30 protein-coding genes are annotated in these 21,928 nt (G+C 58.8%); 19 read left to right on the top strand and 11 right to left on the bottom strand.

Going from position 1 to position 21,928, the window contains the following annotated elements; translation table 11 throughout:
• Positions 1 to 103: 103 nt before the first annotated feature.
• The 3 genes from ACFOEV_RS04500 to fabV all read right to left on the bottom strand — a co-directional run bounded on the left by ACFOEV_RS04500 (position 104) and on the right by fabV (position 2,676).
• Positions 104 to 1,081, bottom strand: coding sequence for a GlxA family transcriptional regulator (locus ACFOEV_RS04500; RefSeq protein WP_386771989.1), 978 nt, complete (start codon positions 1,079 to 1,081; stop codon positions 104 to 106).
• Positions 1,082 to 1,237: 156 nt separating this feature from the next.
• Positions 1,238 to 1,435, bottom strand: a complete 198-nt coding sequence (locus tag ACFOEV_RS04495) for a hypothetical protein (protein WP_386771938.1) — start codon at positions 1,433 to 1,435, stop codon at positions 1,238 to 1,240.
• A 41-nt stretch (positions 1,436 to 1,476) separates the two neighbouring features.
• Positions 1,477 to 2,676, bottom strand: coding sequence for an enoyl-ACP reductase FabV (gene fabV / locus ACFOEV_RS04490; protein WP_386771937.1), 1,200 nt, complete (start codon positions 2,674 to 2,676; stop codon positions 1,477 to 1,479).
• Between the two features lie 198 nt (positions 2,677 to 2,874).
• On the opposite strand from fabV, the gene ACFOEV_RS04485 reads away from it, so the two are divergent.
• Positions 2,875 to 3,264 (top strand): DUF7079 family protein, encoded by a 390-nt coding sequence (locus ACFOEV_RS04485; protein WP_386771936.1) that lies wholly within the window; start codon positions 2,875 to 2,877, stop codon positions 3,262 to 3,264.
• Between the two features lie 5 nt (positions 3,265 to 3,269).
• Here ACFOEV_RS04485 and ACFOEV_RS04480 read toward each other — a convergent pair whose 3' ends face one another.
• Together ACFOEV_RS04480 and ACFOEV_RS04475 are read right to left on the bottom strand one after the other, a co-directional pair.
• Positions 3,270 to 3,764, bottom strand: a complete 495-nt coding sequence (locus tag ACFOEV_RS04480; protein WP_386771935.1) for a glutathione peroxidase — start codon at positions 3,762 to 3,764, stop codon at positions 3,270 to 3,272.
• A gap of 79 nt (positions 3,765 to 3,843) precedes the next feature.
• A complete protein-coding gene (locus tag ACFOEV_RS04475; protein WP_386771934.1) occupies positions 3,844 to 4,389 on the bottom strand; it encodes an NUDIX hydrolase in 546 nt (181 codons plus the stop codon).
• 141 nt (positions 4,390 to 4,530) lie between these two features.
• On the opposite strand from ACFOEV_RS04475, the gene ACFOEV_RS04470 reads away from it, so the two are divergent.
• Both ACFOEV_RS04470 and ACFOEV_RS04465 read left to right on the top strand, forming a co-directional pair.
• Entirely contained in the window at positions 4,531 to 6,177 is a 1,647-nt protein-coding gene (locus ACFOEV_RS04470; RefSeq protein WP_386771933.1) for an acyl-CoA dehydrogenase family protein, read from the top strand.
• Between the two features lie 102 nt (positions 6,178 to 6,279).
• Positions 6,280 to 6,771 carry a copper chaperone PCu(A)C gene (locus tag ACFOEV_RS04465; RefSeq protein WP_386771932.1) on the top strand — a complete coding sequence of 164 codons (492 nt, stop codon included), beginning with the start codon at positions 6,280 to 6,282 and terminating at the stop codon, positions 6,769 to 6,771.
• Here the strand turns inward: ACFOEV_RS04465 and ACFOEV_RS04460 are convergent.
• From ACFOEV_RS04460 to ACFOEV_RS04450, 3 genes are all read right to left on the bottom strand, one after another.
• On the bottom strand, positions 6,762 to 7,955 hold the full coding sequence (locus ACFOEV_RS04460; protein WP_386771931.1) for an EAL domain-containing response regulator: 1,194 nt from the start codon (positions 7,953 to 7,955) through the stop codon (positions 6,762 to 6,764). The two genes, ACFOEV_RS04465 and ACFOEV_RS04460, sit on opposite strands and share 10 nt — an antisense overlap.
• Positions 7,956 to 8,054: 99 nt before the next feature.
• A complete protein-coding gene (locus tag ACFOEV_RS04455; RefSeq protein ID WP_386771930.1) occupies positions 8,055 to 8,672 on the bottom strand; it encodes a LysE family translocator in 618 nt (205 codons plus the stop codon).
• 85 nt (positions 8,673 to 8,757) lie between these two features.
• Complete coding sequence (locus ACFOEV_RS04450) at positions 8,758 to 9,141, bottom strand: hypothetical protein (RefSeq protein ID WP_386771929.1); 384 nt, start codon at positions 9,139 to 9,141, stop codon at positions 8,758 to 8,760.
• A gap of 482 nt (positions 9,142 to 9,623) precedes the next feature.
• On the opposite strand from ACFOEV_RS04450, the gene ACFOEV_RS04445 reads away from it, so the two are divergent.
• The 3 genes from ACFOEV_RS04445 (at position 9,624) to ACFOEV_RS04435 (ending at position 11,483) form a co-directional block, all read left to right on the top strand.
• Positions 9,624 to 9,779, top strand: coding sequence for a hypothetical protein (locus ACFOEV_RS04445; protein WP_386771928.1), 156 nt, complete (start codon positions 9,624 to 9,626; stop codon positions 9,777 to 9,779).
• Positions 9,780 to 10,304: 525 nt separating this feature from the next.
• Entirely contained in the window at positions 10,305 to 10,505 is a 201-nt protein-coding gene (locus tag ACFOEV_RS04440; protein WP_386771927.1) for a hypothetical protein, read from the top strand.
• Between the two features lie 114 nt (positions 10,506 to 10,619).
• On the top strand, positions 10,620 to 11,483 hold the full coding sequence (locus tag ACFOEV_RS04435) for a hypothetical protein (protein WP_386771926.1): 864 nt from the start codon (positions 10,620 to 10,622) through the stop codon (positions 11,481 to 11,483).
• A 15-nt stretch (positions 11,484 to 11,498) separates the two neighbouring features.
• Here ACFOEV_RS04435 and ACFOEV_RS04430 read toward each other — a convergent pair whose 3' ends face one another.
• From ACFOEV_RS04430 to ACFOEV_RS04420, 3 genes are read right to left on the bottom strand one after another with little or no spacing between them, the layout of a single operon-like run.
• The gene (locus tag ACFOEV_RS04430) at positions 11,499 to 11,783 is read right to left on the bottom strand and encodes a hypothetical protein (RefSeq protein WP_386771925.1); all 285 of its coding nucleotides are present in this window, start codon (positions 11,781 to 11,783) and stop codon (positions 11,499 to 11,501) included.
• 53 nt (positions 11,784 to 11,836) lie between these two features.
• Entirely contained in the window at positions 11,837 to 11,971 is a 135-nt protein-coding gene (locus ACFOEV_RS04425) for a hypothetical protein (protein WP_386771924.1), read from the bottom strand.
• A gap of 42 nt (positions 11,972 to 12,013) precedes the next feature.
• Positions 12,014 to 12,298 (bottom strand): hypothetical protein, encoded by a 285-nt coding sequence (locus ACFOEV_RS04420; protein WP_386771923.1) that lies wholly within the window; start codon positions 12,296 to 12,298, stop codon positions 12,014 to 12,016.
• A 139-nt stretch (positions 12,299 to 12,437) separates the two neighbouring features.
• Here ACFOEV_RS04420 and ACFOEV_RS04415 point away from each other — a divergent pair, with 139 nt between their 5' ends.
• The 13 genes from ACFOEV_RS04415 to ACFOEV_RS04355 all read left to right on the top strand — a co-directional run.
• Complete coding sequence (locus ACFOEV_RS04415; protein ID WP_386771922.1) at positions 12,438 to 12,644, top strand: DNA-binding protein; 207 nt, start codon at positions 12,438 to 12,440, stop codon at positions 12,642 to 12,644.
• Entirely contained in the window at positions 12,641 to 13,066 is a 426-nt protein-coding gene (locus tag ACFOEV_RS04410) for a hypothetical protein (protein WP_386771921.1), read from the top strand. Before ACFOEV_RS04415 ends, ACFOEV_RS04410 begins: the two co-directional genes overlap by 4 nt.
• Complete coding sequence (locus ACFOEV_RS04405) at positions 13,063 to 13,278, top strand: hypothetical protein (RefSeq protein WP_386771920.1); 216 nt, start codon at positions 13,063 to 13,065, stop codon at positions 13,276 to 13,278. The genes ACFOEV_RS04410 and ACFOEV_RS04405 overlap by 4 nt, the downstream gene beginning before the upstream one ends.
• 373 nt (positions 13,279 to 13,651) lie before the next feature.
• Entirely contained in the window at positions 13,652 to 13,978 is a 327-nt protein-coding gene (locus ACFOEV_RS04400; RefSeq protein WP_386771919.1) for a hypothetical protein, read from the top strand.
• A 12-nt stretch (positions 13,979 to 13,990) separates the two neighbouring features.
• Positions 13,991 to 14,089: a tail virion protein G7P-2 gene (locus ACFOEV_RS04395; RefSeq protein ID WP_386771918.1), complete on the top strand. Its 99-nt coding sequence runs from the start codon at positions 13,991 to 13,993 to the stop codon at positions 14,087 to 14,089.
• 100 nt (positions 14,090 to 14,189) lie between these two features.
• Positions 14,190 to 14,432, top strand: a complete 243-nt coding sequence (locus ACFOEV_RS04390) for a major coat protein (protein ID WP_386771917.1) — start codon at positions 14,190 to 14,192, stop codon at positions 14,430 to 14,432.
• Positions 14,433 to 14,498: 66 nt separating this feature from the next.
• Positions 14,499 to 15,863, top strand: coding sequence for a hypothetical protein (locus ACFOEV_RS04385; protein WP_386771916.1), 1,365 nt, complete (start codon positions 14,499 to 14,501; stop codon positions 15,861 to 15,863).
• Positions 15,864 to 15,865: 2 nt separating this feature from the next.
• Positions 15,866 to 16,234, top strand: a complete 369-nt coding sequence (locus ACFOEV_RS04380) for a DUF5455 family protein (protein WP_386771915.1) — start codon at positions 15,866 to 15,868, stop codon at positions 16,232 to 16,234.
• 8 nt (positions 16,235 to 16,242) lie between these two features.
• Complete coding sequence (locus ACFOEV_RS04375; RefSeq protein ID WP_386771914.1) at positions 16,243 to 17,298, top strand: zonular occludens toxin domain-containing protein; 1,056 nt, start codon at positions 16,243 to 16,245, stop codon at positions 17,296 to 17,298.
• A complete protein-coding gene (locus tag ACFOEV_RS04370; RefSeq protein ID WP_386771913.1) occupies positions 17,279 to 18,526 on the top strand; it encodes a secretin N-terminal domain-containing protein in 1,248 nt (415 codons plus the stop codon). Before ACFOEV_RS04375 ends, ACFOEV_RS04370 begins: the two co-directional genes overlap by 20 nt.
• Positions 18,526 to 19,221, top strand: a complete 696-nt coding sequence (locus ACFOEV_RS04365) for a TraX family protein (RefSeq protein WP_386771912.1) — start codon at positions 18,526 to 18,528, stop codon at positions 19,219 to 19,221. Before ACFOEV_RS04370 ends, ACFOEV_RS04365 begins: the two co-directional genes overlap by 1 nt.
• Positions 19,222 to 19,624: 403 nt before the next feature.
• Entirely contained in the window at positions 19,625 to 20,920 is a 1,296-nt protein-coding gene (locus ACFOEV_RS04360; RefSeq protein ID WP_386771911.1) for a hypothetical protein, read from the top strand.
• Positions 20,920 to 21,928 (top strand): phage integrase (locus tag ACFOEV_RS04355; RefSeq protein ID WP_386771910.1); only part of this gene is annotated, 1,009 nt, incomplete at its 3' end. The genes ACFOEV_RS04360 and ACFOEV_RS04355, both read left to right, overlap by 1 nt.

Genomic DNA, 21,928 nt, shown 5'->3' with positions numbered 1-21,928 from the left:
ACAAGGGAAGGAGTCGCCAGGATAAAGGCTGCATCGTCGCACACCGAGGCGCGCCACGGCTCATCATCGGACAATTTCGGCCAAATCGCCTGGGCCCGACACCTCAAATCAGCCGCTCTTCCCGCGGTGTCATGCCGAAATGGTTGCGGTAGGCGGTGGAGAAGTGCGCACCGGAGGAAAAACCGGTCAGCAGCGCGATGTCACCGACCGGCTGGTCGCTCTCGCGCAGCAGCTTGCGCGCCTGCTGCAGGCGCAGGTCGAGGTAGTAGCGGCTAGGCACCGCCTGCAGGTACTTCTTGAACAACCGCTCGAGCTGACGGCGCGAAATGCCCAGGTGCTCGGCCAGCTCATGGGTGGTCAGCGGTTCCTCGATATTGGCTTCCATCAACACCACGGCATCGATCAGGCTCTGCGGCGCATGGCCCAGGCGCGAGCGCAGCGGCACGTGCTGGGGTTCGTCGGCCATGCGGATGCGTTCGCAGACGAAGTGCTCGGAGACCCGCTCGGCCAGGCGCTGGCCGTGGTGCATGCCGATCAGCGTCATCACCATGTCCATGGCCGCGGTGCCGCCACCACAGGTCAGCCGGTCGCGGTCGATCTCGAACAGCTGGTGCGAAAGATTGATCCGCGGGTAGTCGCGTGCCACGGCATCGAAGCGCTGCCAGGGCAGGGTCGCGCGGTAGCCATCCAGCACCCCGGCCCGCGCCAGCACTTCGGCCCCGCCGGCGATGCCACCCAGGGCCACGCCACGGCCGGCCAGGCGCTTCAACCACTGGCCAAGCCCACTCTGGTCGATCGCCGGCAGCGGGGACGGTGCACAGACCAATAGCATGTCCAGCTCCCGACCCTCCTCGCCGATGGGGGTCTCGGGTGCCAGCGACAACTCGGCAGCGCTTCGCACGCTGCGGCCATCGAGGCCGAAGGTGGATGGCGTATACAAGCGCCTCCCGCCGAGGTGATTGGCGATGGCCAGCGGTTCCAAGGCACACGCCTGGGCCAACAGCGAAAACCCGGGCAACAGTACGAACCCCACTTGGCGTGGGGTGCCATCGACCGGGATCGCGGAGGCGAAGTCAGGCATCTCGGCGGCACGCTTGTCCATGAATAAGCGGATATCTTAACCAAAAGGCCCGCAAACGAAAGCATTGGGCAGCCGTGCCAGGACAACGGTGAAAGTGGCGGCCCGAATATGAAAGCCGGGCCACTTGCATGGCCCGGCATCAGAGGATGAACGGTCTCAGGTGCGGCCCAGGTAGTGAAAGATCAGGCCGGCCACGAGCACCAGTACGATCACGATCGGCAGGATCCGATGTAGGTGGGAGGGAGGATTCCTGGCCTCGGGCTGCTCCTCGTCCGGCTCGGGATGCTCGTAATCTTCCGGCATCCGTGAATCCATCATGTGCCGTTTTTCTTCTTCCCGGCTCTTGCTGTCCATCGTCACCTCCCGGCGTGCCCATGACTGAGCGTCGCTGCTCACTACAAGGTTATGACATCGAATTCCACCACGGGGTCCACATCGGCATCATAGTCGACATCCTCGCGCTCGAAGCCGAACAGCTTCAGGAACTCGTGCTTGTATCCAGCATAGTCGGTGATGGCGAACAGGTTGTCGCTGGTGACCTGAGGCCACAAGTCCTTGCAGGCTTGCTGGACGTCAACGCGCAGTTCCCAGTCGTCCAGCCGCAGACGACCAGCCTCATCGGTTTCCGGGGGCTGGCCACTGTAGAGTCGCTCGCCGAATAGGCGGTTCAACTGGTCGATGGTGCCTTCGTGCAACCCCTGCTCCTTCATCACCCTGTAGACCATGGCGATGTACAGCGGCATCACCGGGATCGCGGCGCTGGCCTGGGTGACCACCGACTTGAGCACCGCCACATTGGCACTGCCGCCGCTGGCCTTGAGCTTGGCATCGATCTCGCCGGCGGCGCGGTCGAGGTCTTCCTTGGCCTTGCCCAGGGCACCATGCCAGTAGATCGGCCAGGTGATCTCGGTACCGATGTAGCTGAAAGCCACCGACTTGGCCCCGGGGGCCAGTACCCCGGCCTCGTCCAGCGCATCGATCCACAGTTCCCAGTCCTCGCCCCCCATCACGGCGATGGTATCGTCGATCTCCTGCTGGGTGGCCGGCTCGACCTCGGCCTCGATGATGGTGTCCTTGTTGGTATCGATGGCGGTGGCCCGATAGGTCTCGCCGATCGGCTTGAGCGCCGAGCGCTTCAGCTCGCCACTGTCGGGCAGCTTGCGCACCGGTGAGGCCAGCGAGTAGACCACCAGGTCGACCTGGCCGAGATCCTGCTTGATCAGCTCGATGGCCTTGGCGCGGGCCTCATGCGAGAAGGCATCGCCGTTGATTGACTTGCTGTATAACCCCTCGGCCTTGGCGAACTTGTCGAACGCCGCGCTGTTGTACCAGCCGGCGGTACCGGGCTTCTTCTCGGCGCCCGGCTTTTCGAAGAACACCCCCAGGGTATCGGCGCCATAGCCGAAGGCCGCGGTGACACGCGCCGCCAGGCCATAGCCGCTGGAGGCCCCGATCACCAGCACCTTCCTGGGGCCCTGCGTCTTGTCCAGACCGCGAGCACGGGTTGCCTCGATCTGTTCGAGCACGTTCTTCTCGCAACCGACGGGATGGGTGGTAGTGCAGATGAAACCGCGGACCTTGGGTTTGATGATCACGACAGACCTCGACATTCCATGGACAGGACACGCTCGGCGCCAGGCAGTGACGACCGAGCACGAGTCAATTGTTGATGCAGACATTCTAACGGCTCGCGGATACCCTGTCCGCCCTTGAGCGGAATGCCGACATGCTGGACCATTGGCGGTATCCATTCCGACCGACCCCATATGCCGTATGACGGCTGGAGATTCCAGATGGACGTTCAGACCCTGGTCGACGAGCGCGCAGAATTGTGGCTGACCTTGGCCCCACTGTGGCTCGAGCGTGAGCCCCGGGAAACCGACTATGCCCACATGGTCGAAGTGATCCAGCGCCATGACCTGACCCTGAACCAGCTCGAGTGGATCTTTCGCCTGGAACTGGCACCGGTGTTGTCGCGCCAGCAGATGTCGGTGGCTGGGGAATGGCGCGCCTTCGACAACGACAAGCTGTTGCGTCAACTGGTCGCGCACAACCGTCGTCTCCATGGGTGGCGCCGCAAGACCTGGGCGCTATTTTCCGGCCTGACCACCATGATGACCCGCCATCGCTGGAATGAGCTGATGGCCAGGGTCATGGTCGAGCGAGGCGAAATCTCCCGCTGATCGCATCAGACGGAAAAGGGCACCTCCAGCGCCGCTTCCAGGTCAGGGCGAATCTCTTCAGCCCCATCGCGGGGACCGAAGCGACGAATCACCCGACCGTTGCGTCCGACCAGGAACTTGGTGAAATTCCACTTGATCAAGGTACTGCCCAACACCCCCGGAGCCTGGCGTCGCAACTCCACGAACAGCGGATGGGCCTCGGCGCCGTTGACCTTGACCTTCTCCATCAGCGGGAAGGTGACACCGTATTCGCGTTCGCTGAAAGTGCAGAACGCCGTGGCCGACTCCGGCGACTGACGCGCGAACTGGTTGCAGGGAAACCCCAGCACGGTAAAGCCCTGATCGCGATAACGCCGATAGAGATCCTCCAACTCCTTGAGCTGGGGCGTGAAACCGCACTGGCTGGCCACATTGACCACCAGCAGTACCTGACCGCGCAGGGCGCGGAGATTGAAGGGCTCGCCGCTGTGGGTCGAGCAGTCGAAATCATAGATCTGCATGACCGGAAGTATCGCCTGGCGTTGGATATTTACGATGCCACGACTTGGGCCGCAGCGCTAGCTATCGTCCCTCCGAGGTTCATGACCCGCGTTCCAGCCAGCCGCCCTCGACCAGGCGCGTCAGGGCCAGATGCGTATCCGGCGTTGCCTGCGGGTGGGCCAGTGCCTCGTCGAGCGGTAGCCATATGGCCTGGGCGACTTCCTCCGGCTGCAGCCGCAGTGCGCCGCTATACTCGACCAGAAAGGCGCTGCCGTAGATGTGGTGACCACCCTCGGCATAGCGAAAATCGAGGCAGAACCGCAGTGGCACGCCGGTGATGCCGAGTTCCTCGGCCAGTTCACGGCGTGCCGCGACATGCACCGCTTCACCGGCCCCCACCACGCCTCCCGCGGCCAGGTCGACACCACCGGGAAAGACCTCCTTGGTCAGGGTGCGCCGCTGGACACAGAGCTCGCCATGCCGATTCCTGACCACCACATAGGTGGCCCGATGCCATAACTGAAAACGCCGCATCTGGGCCCGCAGGGCACTTCCGCAGGGACGGTTGTGCGCATCCACCAACTGGATGCGCTCATCGGCAATCAAGGGCATCAACTCGGCTACTGCGGAAAACTCGGCGCTCATTAGAAGATTCTCCTGCTACAAGCCTCTAGCCTAACCAGTCCTTGCCATCAGAGCCAGCCACCGAACTCGTGTCGCAGGCGTTGACCCCGTGGCAGTCGGCGACCATGCTCCTTTCAGTCCCCCTCTTCGTGGAGTTCGACCATGGCCGATGCAGCGCCTCGTACCCGGCTCGCTACCCATGAGGTCGTCAATCAGCCCATGCCGGAGAGCGATAGCGACATCTTCGCCCTCGACCGACCGTTACAGGAAGCCTTGGCCCGCGAGGCCCCGGACTGGGTCGCTCGCCGCCTGGCCCCGCTCGGCGTGGATGTCGGCAGCCGCCGTGTACAGGCACTGGGCGAGGCCGCCAATCGTCACCCACCGGAACTTCGACTGTTCGACCGTCACGGCCGGCGCCTCGACGAAGTCGTCTATCACCCGGCCTACCACGAGTTGATGCACCTGGCCTGCGATCACGGCTGGCATGCCGTGGCCTGGCAGGAGGAATCCCGCGGTGGCCACCAGGCACATATCGGCGCCATGTACCTGCTGACCCAGGCCGAACCCGGTTTCTGCTGTCCGGTGACCATGACCCATGCCGCCATGCCGGCCTTGCGCCATCAATCCGAGGTCCACGCCCAATGGGCACCCCGCCTGCTGGCCTGGGACTATGACGGTCGCGCCGTGCCCGCCTGGGACAAGCCCGCGGTGACCCTGGGCATGGCCATGACCGAGAAACAGGGCGGCAGCGATGTGCGTACCAATACCACGCGTGCCGTGGCCGAGGGAGACGACTTTCGCCTGACCGGCCACAAGTGGTTCTGCAGCGCGCCGATGTCCGACGCCTTCCTGACCCTGGCCCAGACCGACGAAGGACTGGGCTGCTTCCTGGTCCCGCGTTTCACTCCCGATGACGAGCGCAATGCCATCGAACTGCAGCGCCTCAAGGACAAGTGCGGCAATCGCGCCAATGCCTCGGCCGAGATCGAATACCGCGGGGCGTGGGCGCAAGCCATCGGCGAGCCGGGGCGCGGCATCGCGACCATCCTCGAGATGGTCCAGCAGACCCGCCTGGATGCCGCCACCGCACCGGCCGGCATGATGCGTCAGGCCCTGGTCGAGGCATGGAAGCATGTACGTGGCCGCCAGGCCTTCGGCAAGACGCTTGCCGACCAGCCACTGATGCGTGCGGTGATCGCCGACCTGGCCTTGGAGGCCGAAGCCAGCCTGGCGTTGGTGATGCGCACGGCACGGGCTTTCGACAGCCCCGGCAGCGAGCACGAGCGGGCCCTGGCCCGACTGGCACCGGCGCTGGCCAAGTACTGGCACAATCGCCGCGGACCGGGTTTCATGGCCGAGGCCATGGAATGCCTGGGTGGCATCGGCTATGTCGAGGAAACGCCGCTGGCGCGGCTCTATCGCGAAGCCCCGGTGAACTCGATCTGGGAGGGTTCGGGCAACGTGATCTGCCTGGACGTGCTGCGCGTGCTGGCCCGCCATCCTGAGAGCATCGAGGCGCTGCGCACCGAGTTGGCCGAAGCGCGTGGCACCAGCCGCGACTACGACCATGCCGTCGACGGGCTGGAGCAGGCCCTGACGAGCGACCCGAGCACGCTGGAACCCCGCGCCCGCTGGCTGACCCAAGGCCTGGCCCAGTGTCTGCAGGCATCGATCCTGCTGCGCCATGCGCCCCCGGCAGTGGCCGAGACCTTCTGCCGCACACGGCTCGGCGCGGTGGCCAGCCCCGCCTACGGGGTACTGCCCACTGATGCCCCTCTCGACGAGATCCTGGGCCGGATCCTGCCTTGAGGCCCGTGGCAGCGGGGCCCTCGGGATGCGACAAATGGTAACTTGGCAGTTGACGAATAGCCTCTACGCTATACGCCCATGAATCACGACAAGGAAGATCGCATGCCCGTACGCCGCGCCCATTGGTCCGCCCTGTTCGCCGCCACCCTGATGCTGCCGGCCTTCGCCCTGGCCCACGACGTCCGCTTCGAGGACCTACGCATCGCCCATCCTTTCGCCACGCCGACCCCGCCGGGCGCTCCCAATGGCGCCGCCTATCTGGACATCACGGTGGAAGGCGACGGCGCCGCGACGCTGGTAGGCACCAGCAGCCCGGTCAGCCGTGCGGTGGAGATGCACGACATGTCGATGGACGACGGCAATATGCGGATGCGCAAGCTCGATGAAATCCGTATCGAGCCCGGCGACACCCTGACCATGCGCCCCGGTGGCGGTTCCCACCTGATGCTGCTCGGTCTCCAAGAGGCGCTACGGGTAGGCGACTCCTTCCCGCTGACCCTGGAATTCGCAGAACGTGGAGAGATCGAGGTCGAAGTCTGGGTCCAAGAGGCCAGCGATGGCAGCGAGGCCGCCGACGCCCATCATCACGACTGAGCCCGCCGCCCTGACAGGCCGCACGCCAAGGCCAGGATGGCCTCGGCCGGCATCGGTCGAGCCAGGGCGAATCCCTGGACGTGGGTACAGCCCAGGCGCTGCAATGGCTCCAGGCTTTCCAGGGATTCCACGCCTTCGGCGACCACGCGGATACCCAGGCGCTGCCCCAGCAGGGCCACCGCCTCGACGATGGCGGCATCCTGAACGTCCTCATGCAGGTGGCGCACGAAGCTCCTGTCCAGCTTCAATTCGCTGATCGGCAGCAACTGCAGGCGCGATAACGACGAGAAGCCGATGCCGAAGTCATCCACCGAGACTTCCAGACCCAGCAGGTGCAGACGTGCGGCCACCTCACTGCCCAACAGGTCGTTGTCCATGCTCCCGGTCTCGGTGATTTCCAGCACCAGCGGCGAGCGCTGGGCCAGCGACCGCCGCCACTGTCCCATCAGCGACAGTAGCTCGACATTCATCAATTCGGCCGGGGTCACGTTGACCGAGACCGACAGTTGCAGCCCCGCCTCGCTCCAGCGAGCGGCGTCCCGCATGGCCAGTGCCACCAAGTGCCGCGTCATCGCCTGGCACTGTTCGGGGGCCATCAAGTGCAGGAACTGGCCCGGATAGAGCAGACCGGCACCGGGATGCTGCCAACGCACCAGGGTCTCGACCCCGCTCAGACGACGATTGGCCAGTTCGTACTGCGGCTGGTAATGCACGATGAATTCGTCATGCGCCAGCGCCAGCTCGATCTCGTCGGGACTGCGTATCGCATCGACACGGGATTCGCCACCGCCCTGGACACGAGGCCTGATCCCGTCAAGGCGCCGGCGCAGATCGGCCAGCCGATAGGGCTTGCTCAAGGAATCGAGAATGGTCAGTCCCAAGGCACGACCGACACGCTCGGCGATACGCACAATCTTGCGCTCGACGCCACTGAGCAAGAGCACGACACCCCGATACTCCAGCTCGGCCAGTCGGCGCAGCACGGCAATGCCATCGACCTGACCGAACTCCAGGGCCAGTATCACCATACGCGGACGGCGATAGGGCAACTCGGCCAGAAGCGGCGCTTGCTCACGGTAACAGCAGGCTTCCATGCCCAGTACACGCAATTGCAGCGAGAGCATGACGGCGACATCCGGGTCGTCATCCAGTATGGCCGCCAATGGCTGGGTGTCTGCAGGCATCCTGTCCCTCGCTGGGTACCGGAGCGGGATATGTAATCAAGTGTAACACCAATCAGACATTCGAGTGAGAATCTTGTCCCGGCAGGAGGTAAAGCATCATTACCCGAGTGGTCCCAGCACCACCCGTAGGGCCAATCCCAGCAACAGCACGCCGGTAAGGCGATTGATCCAGTGAGCACGAGCCTGCAACCAGGGCAATACCGACGAATGCGACAACGCCATGGCCACCAGTACATACCAGCCACCATCGATCACCATCGCGGTGGCGACGATCAGCGTCTTGGCCGCCAGGCTCATCTCGGGGCTGACGAACTGACTGAGCAATGCGACGAAGAACAGGATCAACTTGGGGTTGCCCAGAGCCACCAGCATGCCCTCGCGGGCCGCCTGAGCACGGCTCGTGATCACCCCCGAGGCTTGCCATGTGGCCACGCGCCCGGCACGCAACGCCTTGATGCCCAGCCATGCCAGATAGGCCGCCCCCACCCAGGTGATGAACTGGAACAGCAGTGGCTGGCGTGCGATCAGCGCCCCCAGCCCCCACACGGTGAGCAGGGCATAAAGGCCCACGCCCAAGGCGTGGGACAGCGCCGCCGCCACGCCCGGCAAGCGCCCGCCTCCCAGGGTATGGCGCAATACCAGGGCCAGACTCGGTCCCGGCGACATGGCCCCCATGGCGCATACCGCTGCCAACGACAGCCACAGTGAAAAGGGCATGTACTCCTCCCTGAAGACTCCAAACGAATCGACCCACGAAAACAGCCCCATGACCGCACCGGCAGCCCGCAGCGACACCCTGGCGCTACTTGGCGCCTCTCAGATGAGCGGTGAAGGTAGCCTCCAGGTCCTCGGCGCTCCCTCCCCCTTCGATCACTCGCGCTACCTCGCCTCGAGCGTCGAACAACATCACGGTCGCCGGCGACACGCCATACTCGTAGGCGAAGCGAGCTCCCCGGGAAGTATCAATGTTGACCACCCGAAATGCCAACTCGCCGCTCATCCGGCTGCGGGCCGCATCGATATCGCGGCGCAAGCGCTCGCTATCCTCGAACCCAGGCTCATGGATCTGCACCACCACCGGCTCACCGCTGCCGATGATATCCAGATCGGTCAGCATCTGCGTGCTGCGAACTTCCATGATGAGCCAGGTCACCGGCACCAACAGGATGGCCAGCGCGATCACCACCCCGCGCACCAGCCTGCGAGGCCTGAACGAACGCGATCGGTGCCTGGAAGACGGGAACCTGCGCGGAGTGATAGGTGGCTTCTGACGCTTGCTCTTGCTTCTCGGCATGGCGTGACGGCTCCCCGAACCCTTCACGTCTCAGATAAGCATAAATGACGTGTCACGCCAATCCGCTGCATCGCCAGCCGGAAAAAGACAACAAAAAGCCGGCCACTAAGCGGGGTGGCCGGAAAAAAGCAGGGAACACGACTCGAGGAACTGATTATCACTCTAGTCATCATGACATCACCATGTTGTGAGCCATTGCCAACATGTTCTGTAGGAGATCTCCTACATCGCTTGTCGGATATTTCCCATCCCCATCTGAACCAGCTCAATGGTGCGCACCGCGCCAACAAACGTCTCCTTCCCTTTGCGCGGCCATGCAAGCCCTTCAGGCATGCGGTTACACTGGTACGACATATGCAGGCAGGAAGCGAAATATGAACGTCAGGACATTCGCGCTGATCCTTCAGGTCATCGGCGTCGCGTTGCTCATCTATGGGTGGCAGAGCATCAGCCCCTTCGGCTTTGTCGGGCTGGTACTGATCATTCTGGGTGGGGTGATCCGGTGGACCCGGAAAACGGACCGGGAGTGACAGCTCACCTCGCGGACGACGCAATCAAGTACGCCCTGCCGTAGACACAACGTAGACACGCTAGAAAAATCGGAAGGAATCGAGAGTGAGGAAGAGACGCTAAGTACTTGAAAGGAATGGTGCCCGGGGTCGGACTCGAACCGACACGCTGTCTCCAGCGGCGGATTTTGAATCGAAGCTGATACATGCCAGTGCGAACCTTTAGCCTATAAATCATATGGTTAGGTGGTGAAATACCTGCCTACGATGGCCTTGGTATGTATCGAGCGTAGCCACAATGTGGACGCATTGGCATCAAGGAGTTATGAATTCTAGCTAATGCATGCCAATAACTGGCTATCTTTCTATTGCCGTCGTCACAAAGTCGACACCATTTACTGCCCAACTTGTGCTATGCATTAGAGACGGGTATATTCCGCAAGCTGCAAAGGTGCAAGAAATGGCAAGCAAGGAGCGCAGTCAAATTTGAATTACCTATCACAATCACAAGAATGATAGATAATGACTATGGGAGAGGTGGCTACTATGACTACGGATACAGTTAAACGCATTGACTTGGAAGCTATTAAAGACATGGCCAAAGAGGCTGCTAGGAAAGCTAGCCAAGAAAGTGGTGTGCGCGTAGTTGGAACCTCGACTGTGGTTGCTACATATAGCGGTTATGAAAAGGCCTCCCAAAGAGAGAAAAGAAATATAGATATATTTTTTAAGAATAACAAAAAGTAAATAATCTTCCAAAAAGGAAAGGGACAACCTTTGATCGGCCTCCTTATATTTCCGATTTTGATATGTGGGTATCTTTATATATCATGCTGGCCGTCAGAAAAGATAAAAATAAGCTTGTATCATGGCTGGTCGCTATATATAAGAGCGGCCACCTTTGGATTTATAATCGTCAGCGCTATTTTTGTAATATTTGGCATTGCACTACCAAAACTAGGATTTTCTAGTATATTTAGCATTGCTTCCACCATTATCGAAGACAGTCACATATTCAGACTATCCAACTCGGCTTCATCAAGCACTAGCGTTGATGTTGCATCTGTATCTATCGTTTCAATATTCACGACCTGGGTAATATATGGTTCAATAAGCATCATTGCCAATGGTGAAAATAGATTCTTAGTAATACTTTCGAGAATATTCCTCTTGGCAAAAAAGAAGACTCGCGCCATTGAAAGAATATTCTTTGAAAAGTCTCCTGTTGAATATCAGCTTATGGTTATCGCTGACAAGGCAAAAGAAGATCTCGTTTACAATGACAATATACAGTCTTCAAGGGAAGAAGTGTATAACGCAATTAAGTCTATTCGTCGCAAAGATATGAGCGATGAAGAAAAAGAGTCAATAAGCGCAACTCTAAATGAGATTACCCAGGTTTTGGAACCTAGAGTCATCACCTATGCGCTGATTACACTCGAGAATGAAAAGTTTTATATAGGGCTTCCGAAAATTATACCGGAACCTGATGAGGAAGGGGTTGCTTCCACTTCAATACAAATTGTACCTGTTGTTTCTGGATATAGGGGCGACGACAAAACATTATCTTTTACCACTAGATATGACTTCGATCTTAGCAGTGCCAACAGTTATGACTGCATATCTATCCCTAGGGACAAGATTTTAACGGTATCTGGGTTTAATTTTGACACTCACAATAGATTGACTGGAAATTCTGAACACAATGATAAGGCTGGCAAATAAGCCAGCCTTTCTATTTTAGAAAAATTCTTTTTCTCTCGTATCTATTCCGCCTTTCTCCAATCTATCATTGAGCGCCAATGATTCCAGTCTAATTTGTTCTGCTCTAGCCAAGTTATAACTCTTCTCTGCATTCCTTATTCTCACATCTTCTTCAAACCAGTCACATCTAGACGTCACATAAACATAGGAGCACCACATAAAAAAATAACGACGGCCACAACAACTACCATCGTCATTAATTGAAGTACCAATAATTGGTTTAGAACGTATTGCATTTCCTGCATTTTTATTTCCTTCCATCCCTGTTCATACTAGTTATTCACAATTTTCTTGGCCAATTAGCATCCACGCCATTATTTTCTTCTATTTTTTCTTTTGAATTTACTAAGCAACCACTTTTCAAAAATAATATAAGCAATACTCATTGCTCCAAAAAGTATTGCCATTCTAATCATCGCTCCGAATGCTTCCTTGGCGGCATCCTCCATAGTCCCTTCCTCCCTGGTACCAGTTATCCACAACCTTCCTGGCTAATCGGTAGCCGTTCCCGTTGGCTTAAACGCTTTACGCGCCTTTTCTATTTCTGGGCTGATCTGGCCAGCCTCTTCGTTCACTTGGCCTGTCATTAGCCATAGCGTGTACTTCGGCCATGTATTACATACCGCTTCTAGAAGTTCACCTTTGGGTGTCCTTCCTGTTTGCTCCATGCCTTCGATAGTTTTCTTAGATATTCCAATAAGTTGCGAAAACTCTGCTCTGCCCGATGTCTCGGCCTCACGTATCAGGCGAATTCTTTTTGCTAAATCACTTGCCATATACTCGCCCAAGGGTATACTTGCATAAAGGTGGCCTCGTATAAGAGTACACCGCCCGGCAATCAAGATACCCCATCCCAATGATCAAGATTGCTGATTTTGAGACTACCACAGACCAACATTGTGCAGGGAATGACACATGGAAGAGAACCAAGCGCCCCAGGTCCCGGCCACCGTGCCAACCATGACCATCGAACGCTTCTCGCAGCTCTCCGGCCTCGATGAAGGCGTGATCTACGGCCACGTCCGCCGCGGCTACCTCCCCACCATCAAGGTCGGTCGCTATCGCCTTATCAATGTCGCCCTGCTCAATGCGCAGTGCCTGCAAGCGGAGGACTGGGCATGATCACCTTCCGCACTGTCTCCGATTCCCTGGGCACCGCCCGCTTCTTCCAAGTCGATGGCCGCGAAGCCGGCTATATCAGCCAGCGCCTTGACGGCAGCTTCGAGGTCTTCTTCGCCGATCTGCTCGACGCCCCGCGTGGCGTCCCCCTGGAGCGCTCCACCGCCCCCGGCAGCCAAGGCATCTACGCCTTCGGTTTCGCCTCCCTGGACGACGCTCTGGCCCTGGTACGCCGTACCTATGGCGAAGACACCGCCCAGCAAACACCGGCCACCGTCCCCCCTTTCACTCGCAGCGTTCCCAAAGCTTTGGCCCGTGACGTCGTTCGTTCCTTCCCCGTCACTTTATCCACAACGACCGAACGGGCCGCTTTTTTTGGCACTGCGGTTTATCCACACCCCCTCACCGCGAGGACACCCCAATGACCACAACCGCCAACGGCAAGAAACGCCCCGTTCGCGTGTTCCTGGACGAGCAACACCATAGCCGTTTTCTCATCCAGGCCGGCACCCACCTGCTGACGCCCTCCGCCTTGGGCGAACTGATCATGCACGACGGCCTCGACCGGCTGGAGCGCGGCGACTTGACCGCCCTCGGCCTGGCCGACGCCACCCAGCGACCTGGCTCTGGGGCCTAAAAGTGTTTGTGCCTGCCCGTCACCCGTCGCCCATCGGTCGCACGGCTCCCCGAGTCGGCGACGGCCACCCCGTCATACCCGAGGCACGAGCGGTTGACGGGGTGGTCGGAGTCGACTGCCGTGCAAGCCGACCGATGGGCAGGGTGGCAGGGCAGGGACACGCCTGCCCGGATCCTAGAGCTTTGAGGGAGCGGGCTTCCCGGTGCCTCCACGGCCGGGACTACGGCAAGGCCGCGCTTCTCTACGGCCAGGCCGAATACCTCACCCTGGTAACGGAAGGATCGTCACCAGACACCACAGAGCTAGCTGTGCTCGCGGCCTACTGCCTGGCCCACGCTGCCAGCACCCAAGCCAACGAAGGAAGGACCACCTCATGATCAACACCATTCAAGCCCGCGTTCTCGGCGCTATGCGCTACTCCATGGATAACGGCGTCAAGGGGGCCAAGCTGACCCTCATGAACGAAGCCGATCCTAACAACGAGAACCGCGTTGGCCATGAAGTCATGACCATCTCGGCCCCCTACGAAATCCTCGATCAACTGCGGGCCCATGCCCCGCACATGCCCTGCAACTTCGAGATCGACACCGAGATGCGCACCACCCAGGGGAAGATGACCATGCACGCCATTGGCATTCGTAAACCCTCTGTCTCCAGCAATAGCGGCAGTAGCACTGCCGCCAAAGCCGACACCAAGTAAGGACCTTAAGCCATGGACGCTGACCAATTCGACCGTCTGTGGCTCCTGATTTATTGCATCGGGCTCGTAACCTGTTTCGGGCTCGGCGCAATAAAGGGGGGCCAACGATGACCGCCGTTGAAATCATTGGCTCTCTTTTCAGTGCCTACGCCCTGGGTTGGGCGTGGGGAACCTCAATGCTTGCATTCAAGCGCTTTTCGGAAGTTTCCACATGAAAACACTCGTCTCTCGCGGTAAGCAGTTTGCTGTCAAGTCCGTCGCCGGTACCGGTCTCTTTGCTGGTTCTGCTGGTGTAGCTCTCGCCACCACGGCAAGTCCCGGAGTCACCGCTATCTCGGAGCTGGAAAGTCAGGCCGCAAGCCTGATCACTGCCGCCTGGCCGGTGGCCACGGCCATCATGGCCGGCATGATCGGTATCAAGCTGTTCAAGAAGTTCGCCAACCGGGCGTCTTGAGGTCCCGCATCTTGGGCCAATCAGTCGGGGGCCTTCGTGGCCCCCTTTTCATGGTGGTGGGCTGACATGAGATTTCTTTTTTTATCACTTCTGTTCTTTCTGCCATCGGTGTCTTATGCGTCCTGGCAGACCTCTACGTTTACTCAGTCGTCGTGTACGACTGGTGGAAGTCCTGAAGAGGCGGAGTCTAAGGCTTGGGCAAGTTATGCTGATACCGCTGCTCAAGTTCCTGGTCGTACTTATGTTTTTATTTCCGATTCGGCGACTACCACTACTGGTTGGTTTGGATGTCCTTCGGCATATAGGCATAGCTTGCGATTTGTTTTTAGTGATACCGATCCTGTTGACCATTATTTGGCCGATGGAAAAGTCGCTTATAACCGGGTTTATTCCGATGCCGAATGTGAATTGGCATATGGAGAAGGGTCAACGTCTACTGGCCAGATGAATAGCACAGAAACCGGCGAGGGGGCTTGTAATTACGTTACTCCTTTAACGCCTGATGAAGAGTGCCAGGCGTTGACTTCGGGCGGTTCTAATTTTGTTTCGCTGCCGTTTCATCCTGATCCTTCGCAGCCGTCCTATTCCTTCGAGTGGGATCACGGTGGTTGTGAGTTCAAGACGCATGGCGTTTGGCTGGAAACCCCCTCTGGCGACTGGTCGGCCCAGTACACGTCAACCGGCGCGGTGCCTGGCGCTACGGAAGTTGAGGCCGAGGCGCCTGTGGTACCGGATGAGGCTGACGAAGTTTCGAGCAATTACACGCCGACTGATAATCCCTCTAACGATTGTCCGTATTCCAATGTCAGCTTTGGTGGCTCGTCATACTGTTATTCCGGATCCGATGCGCCCCAGGGCGATAGTTATGGCGATGGTTCCAGCCGTGTGAATCATTGGGATGGGTCTTTCACCATCACCGATCCTGATGGTACCTCGACCACGTATAACCCCGATGGCTCCGTCAAGGATTCTGGCACCGCGCCGACCGATCCTGGTCAGGGTGCTGGCTATGTCAGTAATGGTTGTCCCCCCTGGGCGCCTGCCTGGCTGTGTTCGGGTAAGACGTCAACGACTGATGGAATTATTGGGCCGTTTACCGAGGGCCTGCCCGATGCCGATGGCTTGATTGGGGACTCGAACATTGACGAAAGCCTGCAGAGTATGGATGGCGACGGTGAGGGTTATACCGCTGGTTTAGACAGTCAGTTTGATGAGCTGGAAAAGGGTATTCCCGATGAAGTTACTGCATTTATGCCGCAAACTGGGGGCGGTGGTTGTTCGCCTTTGTCGTTTGGCAATGGGGCTTACTCCTTCGAGATTTCTTGCGAGGCATTTAATAAAATTAGTGTCTGGTTGGGTTGGATAGTGTATTTCTGGACTGCTGTAAGCATTATTGACACTTTCTTTTCACCTGTTATAAGGAGTAAATAATCATGCCTGCACTTCTTGCGGCGGCGGTTAGTGCGCTGATGACCTTTATTCTAAAGATTGTCGAGTGGTTGGTCGCGAAGTATGCGCTTTATGTGACAGCCCGATTGGCGACTAGTCTCGCTTGGGTGACGTTCTATATTGCGCTGTTGGTTGCTCTGGCGGCGACGTTCTCTGCAATTCTCTCCGCTATCGAGGTTGCTTTGCCTGGTGATCTGGCCCAAGGAATGGCGATGGTCAAGCCTGCAAACTTTGAAGCCTGTGTTGCCGCTATTTATGGCTCTAAAATCGCCATGTGGATCTTCCAGCAGAAGAAACAACTGATCGACTGGGAACGTATGACGGGCGGTCAATTTGGCGGCTACGGTCGCTAGGGGACGTTATGGCCGTTTATGTGGTTACCGGAAAACTCGGGGCGGGAAAAACCCTGGTTGCTGTCGGCAAGATCAAGGACAAGTTGTGCCAGGGCTGTAAAGTGGCCACGAACCTTGATATTAAGCTCGACAAACTGATCGGCCCCACGCCGTCGCAAACCCGTTTCTATCGTATCCCCGATAAGCCGGCCCTGGCCGATCTTGAGGCGATTGGCACCGGCACGGATTCCTATGACGAAAATAAGAACGGGCTTCTGGTCCTGGATGAGTGCGGCACCTGGTTCAATAGTCGCTCCTGGGCGGATAAGGAACGCCAGGCGGTCATCAACTGGTTTTTGCATGCGCGAAAGCTGGGCTGGGATATCATATTCCTGATCCAGGATCTGTCGATTATGGATAAGCAAGCGCGTGTGGCTCTCGCCGAGCATGTCGTGTATTGCCGTCGCCTGGATCGTTTGACCCTGCCGTTTATTGGGGCGCTATGGTCCATGTTTGCGGGTGGCAAGTTCCCGATGCCGAAGGTTCATCTTGGCATTGTCAAATACGGCGATAGTCAGAACGCAATTGTTGTCGAGCGCTGGACTTATACGGGGCGCTCTTTATATCCCGCCTATGACACTAAGCAAGCATTTTCCGATAACTACCTTCACGGCACTTATTCGCAGTTGCCGCCCTGGTATACCCACGGTTTTAAGCGCGTTCCACATGATGGAGTATTTGCCATGCGTATGACTCGGATTTATTGGAAGCGGTTTAATCGACCCTTTCTCGCCTTAGGCGGTTTCGTCCTGGGCGCCGCTATCTCGATGTCGTTGTTTGCCGGGGGCGATGAATCCGAGTCCCCGGGCGCGGTTCCCGATCCCGTCGATCTATCCGCCTATGAAGCGATGCGGATCGTTGGCTATTCCCGCCTGGGTGATGACATCCGTTATCGCCTCGAGGACGAATCCGGGGAAGTCGTGTCGTCGTCTGAGCTCCGTCGCAAGGGGCTTACCGTCCAGGCGGTCGATTCTTGCCGTCTCCGTCTTTCTCAAGGGGGCTCCTATGCCATGCTCACCTGCTAGTCTGCTGCGTATCCTGCTGTTGTCCCTGGTCGCCTCGCCGGCCTGGGCCATGCCGGTCGAGTTGATCGATGCCGACATTCGCGATTTCGTGTCCTGGTACTCCGATCAGACCGGCCAGCCCCTTGCCGTGGCACCCTCGGTTGAAGGGGAGCTGACGGTATACGCGCCTGACGTGACGCCAGAACAGCTACCCGAGTTCTTCGAAGGGGTACTGCACTCGCACGGCTACACGATCATGCCGGGCAATCCCTCGACGGTGGTGGTCGGGAGTCCCGAGGATTTCGTCGATGCCATTGCCAAGCTGCCTGTTGAGCCGCTGTCGACTACCTTGCTCGCTTTTGCCAATATCCGGGCTTCTGACATGGTGCCGGTCGTGTCCGCCTACCTGTCCAGCCTATCGCCCGGCGCTGTTGTGCCTCAGGTTCTCCCAGCGGCCAATGCTCTGCTCGTGACTGGCACTGACGCTCAGCTGGCCGATCTCGCCCAGTTGTTGCCGCAATTCGACGTCGCCCACCCTCAGGTACTGATCAAGGCGGTCATGTATGAGACGTCCGAGGGGGACACCTTCGATCTCGGCGTGGCCTTGGGGCGGGCTCACAGCGGTACCGATCTCGCGGGAGGCTTCAATACCAACATGCTCGGTCGATCGCTCAGTGTGGCGGGCGGATCGTTCGGGATCTTCGATGGTGATGTTCTCGCCCTGGCCGTCCAGGCACTGCGCCGGGATTCCTCTGCCACGGTCTTGTCTACGCCGCAGGTCATCACCTTGTCGGGGCAGCGGGGGCGGATCAGCGTTGGCCAGAACGTGCCCTTCATCACCGGGCGCGTGACCGGGCAGGCGGCGGACATCGAGAATCCCTTCCAGACCATCGAGCGTCAGGATGTGGGCGTTTCCCTGGAAGTGTCGCCGGTGGTGACCGCCTCCGGCCTAGTGATCATGGACGTGTTGACGCAGGCCGATAGCCTCTCGTCGTCGGTGGAAGCCTCCGACGTGATTACCAATCAGCGATCCATCACCACCACGGTGCAGATCTTGTCAGGCCAGACCGTGCTCCTGGGTGGCCTGGTGAGTGAGGACGTTACGGAAACGGTGTCATCGGTGCCGGGGTTAGGATCGCTGCCCCTGGTCGGTGGCCTGTTTCGCTCCACGTCGACCTCGACCGAGAAACGCAACCTCAATGTCTTGCTTCAGGCCACGGTCCTGCCGACGATCGGGGAGGCATCGTGATGCGTAATCATTGGATCTCGCTTGCCCAGTGGCTCGCCCTGGGCGCCATGACGCTCGAACATATCGCTCGCTTTGCCTTGCCTGACATCTGGGGACTCGCGACCTGGGCAACGTTGTTGGGCCGTATCGCCCTGCCCCTGTTCGCGGCCATGATCGCCTGGCACCTCGTCCACTCGATCCGTGACCCGCTGGCCTATCTCCACCGTTTGCTACTGATCGCCTTGGTGGCTCAGTTGCCGTATACGCTTGTCGTCACCTCCAGCGTGGGCAATGTGGTCTTTACCCTGTCCCTGGGCGCGGCCCTGACGGGCGTATTGCTTAGCTCGGGTTACTTGCCTCGGCCTGCGATGCTTCTCCCCCTGGGCATTCTTGCTGTCGCTCTTCGGGATTATCTCGAGTACGGCTTGTTCGGTGTCGCCCTGGTCCCCGCCTTTGCCCTGGTCTTCGCTTCGCGTGGTGTCTGGCAGCTCCCCGCCGCCCTGGGCCTGCTGATCGTGGCTTACCGCCTCAATACCGTTTGGCTGTTCTCCCTGGTTTCCCTGGCGGCTGCACTGGCGGTGCTGGCCCTTCACCTCGGTCTGTTACGTCAAGTAGCAAACGTACCGCGCATTTCTCCCTGGCTCTGGCGTGCCTGGTACCCGCTGCATTTCGCCCTGATCGCCGCCTTTCAGATTTTCGTGCCCTGGCCTGGGTAAACCGCTTGCTGTCGGACACGCTGCCTTCAGAACGACGAAAAGGAAGTGGATGCAATGGAAGCCCCCGTGTCGGTTCACCAAAGGCGGACGTCAAGGGCTGCCAGGAAGGTGCATCCCAAGCTGGCCGGGTCAGGAGCGCGTTGAAGGTGCGCCAGTGGCTTGAGGCGCACCGCACGCGCGTATACACGGCCATAGCGCAGGGATACGCACCTTGCTCGACCGCTGCCCGGGTCCGACTTGGTGAAACGACAGGTAGGGGGCCCATGAGGACACGAACGACTCGACAGACTCGCAGCCTAGTCAACCGACTCTACGTGGAGACCCTCCCTGTAGCACGTCTCGCAGAGTTACAGCGAAGCTGCCGAAAACTTGCCACTAACTGCCAATAGGTGTTTAGAAAAAAATGAAAGCATGGGAACGCTATTCGGTCGAATCCTTGTCACGTGGCGAACACGACGACCAGGGGCCCATTTTCATCAGCCCCAAGGGCCAACGTGAGCTGGGAGGTATCCGCCTGCTCAATGCCGGCGTCGACACCGTTCGTCAGCTTTACATCGGCAAGCCTTGCCTGTCCCTCTTCGACCAGATCATCGAAGCCTATAACCAGGGCAGGGGTGCCACCATCGAGCTGTTCGACACCACCTGGATCGTCGCCGCGGGCTCGTCCAGTTCCGGCTTTCGCTACCGCCTGCAGAACAATGACCTGGGCGTGATCGTGTTGTTCTATGCCCGACATCAGAAGGTCGAGAACCCCGGTACCCATCTCAAGATTGAGCTCTCCCCGCATTTCATCCAGGAACGCAGCCCTCAGCAGTGCCAGGACTTCATGGACACGATCTCGAAGCACATGCTGGCCAACATCGAGCCTGCTGGATGCGCCGTGCACCTCGCCCTGGACGTCCAAGGCTGGCAACCGCCCAAAGACTTCATGGACCGTTTCGTGACACGCTCCAAGCGCGTGACCAAGCTCCACGGCATCGACTCTCTCGAGATCACCAGCGGCGAAGTTGCCGCCCAGTATGGTTATGGCCAAAGCTACCTGTTTGGCACCGCTGGGGCCTTGCAATGCGCCCTGTACAACAAGACGCGTGAAGCTCACCGACGCGACAAGCTGCATTTCTGGCAAGGCATCTGGCAGCAAGCCCCCGGTAATGATCCTCTCTCCCCCTCCTACGATCCCGATCAGGACGTGTGGCGCATCGAAATGCGCTTCCATCAATCCGTGCTGCGTGAGTTCGCCCAAGGCATTCCTTGCAACGTCGATACCGGCGAAGTCCTCGACGATGGCCATGGCTTCCAGCGCTTCATCGATACCATTCCCCACCTGACCGGCCTATGGCGCACCGCCATGCAATCCTACCGCCTCGACCATAGCCGGGACCTGATCGATCCCACCTGGCAACTGCTGCGCGACGATCCCCGCTTCTATGCCCATGAACCCCACTTCCTCTACAAACGAGCGCGTAAGGCCCCTGGCCTCGGCAATGAAAAGAACGTCTGCCTTGCCTTCGGCAATCTGATCTCGATCTATGCCCGACAAGGCTTTCGCACCCATGAAGCCATTCGCTACCTGCAACGCTCCGGGATGTGGGATGACCTCGCCGAGTACTACCGGCGTCGCGGCGTCGATAAGCACGGCTTCCGCCAGTTGGTCGAACAAAAGCTCATCGAACGACGATTGATAGGGAAAGCCGCCTGATGGGTATCAAGAAAACCGCCACGGGATGGTGTGTCGATGTCAGGCCAGATGGCCGGTTCGGTAGGCGGGTGCGCAAGACTTTCAAGACCAAGGCCGAGGCCAAGCGTTTTGAGGATTATCTACGTGGCAAGGCTGCTGCCGGCGAACCCTACATGCCCAAGAAACGCGACCGCCGCCGGCTCCTGGATCTTATCCAGATTTGGTATGACTTCCATGGCATCTCACTCAAGGATGGCAAGCGACGCCTGTCACAGCTCCAGGCATTGGCCGAGAAGATGGGCAACCCCGTTGCTTCGACCCTCACCCCCATGGATGCAGCAAAATCTCGTCAACGCCGCCTGGATGAAGGCATCACCCCGAACACCGCCAACCATGACCAAGCCCATCTGCGGGCTGTTTTCAACAAGGTGATTCAGCTTGGAGAGTGGGAAGGCCAGAACCCTTTTGCCAATATCCAGCCGCTACGCTTGGACGAAACCGAGCTTTCCTATTTGACTGAAGACCAGATCGACCGGCTGTTCCAGGTCCTGGAGAAGTCACGAAACCCCGACGTCTTGTTGATCACCAGACTATGCCTGGCAACCGGTGCTCGCTGGAGTGAGGCGCAATACCTCCGGGCTGAAATGCTGCGTGATGGACGTGTCACTTTCACGGGTACAAAAAACGGCCGAAATCGCACGATTCCTTTGCCCCAGGATCTCTACCAGACCCTGGCCAAGCATGCTCCCAGGAAGATGGGCAGAGTCTTTCAAACCACCGGCTACAACCCGTTCTCAGAAGCCATCATCGAAGCCGGCATCAGACTTCCTAAGGGCCAACGTACCCATGTGCTACGCCACACCTTCGCCAGCCATTTCATGATGAACGGAGGCGACGTGCTGACGTTACAAAAGATTCTTGGCCATCAGACGATTACCATGACCATGCGGTATGCCCACCTGTCCCCGGATCACCTTGCGGACGCAATCAAGTACGCCCCAAAATGCCGTGGACACAACGTGGACACGT

The organism is Litchfieldella rifensis (genome assembly GCF_042646605.1).
Taxonomy (GTDB): domain Bacteria; phylum Pseudomonadota; class Gammaproteobacteria; order Pseudomonadales; family Halomonadaceae; genus Litchfieldella; species Litchfieldella rifensis.
Note: the sequence above shows the minus strand (reverse complement) of the source record. Positions and strands in the feature narration are given on the sequence as shown.

What these genes read in the sequence shown, in the direction of transcription:
- ACFOEV_RS04500 (WP_386771989.1), bottom strand. Translation starts at nt 1,081, where the DNA reads ATGCCTGACTTCGCCTCCGCGATCCCGGTCGATGGCACCCCACGCCAA.
- ACFOEV_RS04495 (WP_386771938.1), bottom strand. Translation starts at nt 1,435, where the DNA reads ATGGACAGCAAGAGCCGGGAAGAAGAAAAACGGCACATGATGGATTCA.
- ACFOEV_RS04485 (WP_386771936.1), top strand. Translation starts at nt 2,875, where the DNA reads ATGGACGTTCAGACCCTGGTCGACGAGCGCGCAGAATTGTGGCTGACC.
- ACFOEV_RS04480 (WP_386771935.1), bottom strand. Translation starts at nt 3,764, where the DNA reads ATGCAGATCTATGATTTCGACTGCTCGACCCACAGCGGCGAGCCCTTC.
- ACFOEV_RS04475 (WP_386771934.1), bottom strand. Translation starts at nt 4,389, where the DNA reads ATGAGCGCCGAGTTTTCCGCAGTAGCCGAGTTGATGCCCTTGATTGCC.
- ACFOEV_RS04470 (WP_386771933.1), top strand. Translation starts at nt 4,531, where the DNA reads ATGGCCGATGCAGCGCCTCGTACCCGGCTCGCTACCCATGAGGTCGTC.
- ACFOEV_RS04465 (WP_386771932.1), top strand. Translation starts at nt 6,280, where the DNA reads ATGCCCGTACGCCGCGCCCATTGGTCCGCCCTGTTCGCCGCCACCCTG.
- ACFOEV_RS04460 (WP_386771931.1), bottom strand. Translation starts at nt 7,955, where the DNA reads ATGCCTGCAGACACCCAGCCATTGGCGGCCATACTGGATGACGACCCG.
- ACFOEV_RS04455 (WP_386771930.1), bottom strand. Translation starts at nt 8,672, where the DNA reads ATGCCCTTTTCACTGTGGCTGTCGTTGGCAGCGGTATGCGCCATGGGG.
- ACFOEV_RS04445 (WP_386771928.1), top strand. Translation starts at nt 9,624, where the DNA reads ATGAACGTCAGGACATTCGCGCTGATCCTTCAGGTCATCGGCGTCGCG.
- ACFOEV_RS04440 (WP_386771927.1), top strand. Translation starts at nt 10,305, where the DNA reads ATGACTACGGATACAGTTAAACGCATTGACTTGGAAGCTATTAAAGAC.
- ACFOEV_RS04430 (WP_386771925.1), bottom strand. Translation starts at nt 11,783, where the DNA reads ATGGAAGGAAATAAAAATGCAGGAAATGCAATACGTTCTAAACCAATT.
- ACFOEV_RS04425 (WP_386771924.1), bottom strand. Translation starts at nt 11,971, where the DNA reads ATGGAGGATGCCGCCAAGGAAGCATTCGGAGCGATGATTAGAATGGCA.
- ACFOEV_RS04420 (WP_386771923.1), bottom strand. Translation starts at nt 12,298, where the DNA reads ATGGCAAGTGATTTAGCAAAAAGAATTCGCCTGATACGTGAGGCCGAG.
- ACFOEV_RS04415 (WP_386771922.1), top strand. Translation starts at nt 12,438, where the DNA reads ATGGAAGAGAACCAAGCGCCCCAGGTCCCGGCCACCGTGCCAACCATG.
- ACFOEV_RS04410 (WP_386771921.1), top strand. Translation starts at nt 12,641, where the DNA reads ATGATCACCTTCCGCACTGTCTCCGATTCCCTGGGCACCGCCCGCTTC.
- ACFOEV_RS04405 (WP_386771920.1), top strand. Translation starts at nt 13,063, where the DNA reads ATGACCACAACCGCCAACGGCAAGAAACGCCCCGTTCGCGTGTTCCTG.
- ACFOEV_RS04400 (WP_386771919.1), top strand. Translation starts at nt 13,652, where the DNA reads ATGATCAACACCATTCAAGCCCGCGTTCTCGGCGCTATGCGCTACTCC.
- ACFOEV_RS04395 (WP_386771918.1), top strand. Translation starts at nt 13,991, where the DNA reads ATGGACGCTGACCAATTCGACCGTCTGTGGCTCCTGATTTATTGCATC.
- ACFOEV_RS04390 (WP_386771917.1), top strand. Translation starts at nt 14,190, where the DNA reads ATGAAAACACTCGTCTCTCGCGGTAAGCAGTTTGCTGTCAAGTCCGTC.
- ACFOEV_RS04385 (WP_386771916.1), top strand. Translation starts at nt 14,499, where the DNA reads ATGAGATTTCTTTTTTTATCACTTCTGTTCTTTCTGCCATCGGTGTCT.
- ACFOEV_RS04380 (WP_386771915.1), top strand. Translation starts at nt 15,866, where the DNA reads ATGCCTGCACTTCTTGCGGCGGCGGTTAGTGCGCTGATGACCTTTATT.
- ACFOEV_RS04375 (WP_386771914.1), top strand. Translation starts at nt 16,243, where the DNA reads ATGGCCGTTTATGTGGTTACCGGAAAACTCGGGGCGGGAAAAACCCTG.
- ACFOEV_RS04370 (WP_386771913.1), top strand. Translation starts at nt 17,279, where the DNA reads ATGCCATGCTCACCTGCTAGTCTGCTGCGTATCCTGCTGTTGTCCCTG.
- ACFOEV_RS04365 (WP_386771912.1), top strand. Translation starts at nt 18,526, where the DNA reads ATGCGTAATCATTGGATCTCGCTTGCCCAGTGGCTCGCCCTGGGCGCC.
- ACFOEV_RS04360 (WP_386771911.1), top strand. Translation starts at nt 19,625, where the DNA reads ATGAAAGCATGGGAACGCTATTCGGTCGAATCCTTGTCACGTGGCGAA.